The following is a 1,130-nucleotide window of genomic DNA, read 5'->3' as shown; positions in this document are numbered from 1 at the left end:
ATGAGTAGAAGTGGTATACTCATAAACAACACCCAAAATATCAAAGACTGTCTTTTTCTCGTATCGATGAGATTTTCGTCCGTTGTGCTGTAGGAGGTTAAATAGACGAAGGAGAACCTTTGATAGCTCTTGGGTGTTTTTGTGTAATGCTTGGTGAAAAAGTAAAAAATAATCCTTAATTATGTACATCGCTTTATATTCACTTAGCTCTTTTTGTTTCTTACGTAACAGGAGTTCTCGCATTTTAAACATAGTAGAAGAACATAATAGGATACTAATGAGTTGTCCATAAAGATGGCATTCTAACCGCTCTTGTTTAATAGATTTACAACGATGAATTCGAAACCAAGATTTCCATATTTTAAATAACAGCTCTATTTGCCAACGCAGTGAATATAAATCATAGATTTTCTCTTTTGGTACCCATTCCGTAGGAATGTTTGTCATATACACCGTAATTCCTTGTAAAAGCTTCGTACGATCTGTATATGTAATCCCTTTTTTCTTTTCACGAATAGCTCGCTCATGTAGGCGTTTCTGTTTTTGCTCCTCCGTACATCTATAAACCACAATACGAGTAGGCAGTTTGTCTTTGCTCCCTACATATACGTCATGTAACTCGTATACTTGGCCAGGTTGTAATTGTTTCATGATGTCTTCCAAATGAATTTGTATATATACCGGTCTCAATTGAACGGGTTTTGTTTTAAATACCACTGTTTCGAATTCTTTTCTATATATTTTAGTTGGTAATTTAAGACGTGATAAATAATATCCTTGCTTATCTTGGATAGACTTAAAGTCTTGTAAACGAAAATATCCTAAGTCACGAATATATAGTTCATTCTTTTGTATCATGCCTGTTCGAGTCGCACCATACGCCTGATCACTTCGCTTTCCAGGTTCAATTTTCACATCAGAAAATTCTCCACTCAACAAGTCATACTCTAATTGAATTTTTACACCAGCTTTATGACTACATCCTCCAGCACCAGGATAAGTAGATGCGAATCGATCTGGAACTTGAAAGGTTGTAGAATCAAGGATGCGAATGCGCTCAAAGTAAGCAGAAAGAGAATGGGAAATCTTAGATAACCCTCCAATTTTAGCTTGTAGAAGTGTAGTAAATA

1 protein-coding gene is annotated in these 1,130 nt (G+C 35.4%); it reads right to left on the bottom strand.

Annotated elements, in window-relative coordinates; genetic code table 11:
* Nucleotides 1–1,130: IS4 family transposase (locus MR059_RS21480; RefSeq protein WP_242162031.1), on the bottom strand; the 1,130-nt coding region annotated here is incomplete at both ends.

Origin of the sequence: Bacillus cereus group sp. BfR-BA-01522 (assembly GCF_022662635.1) — a bacterium.
Lineage (GTDB): Bacteria > Bacillota > Bacilli > Bacillales > Bacillaceae_G > Bacillus_A > Bacillus_A cytotoxicus.
The sequence above is the reverse complement of the archived record's forward strand: the minus strand, read 5'-3'. Positions and strand labels throughout refer to the sequence as shown.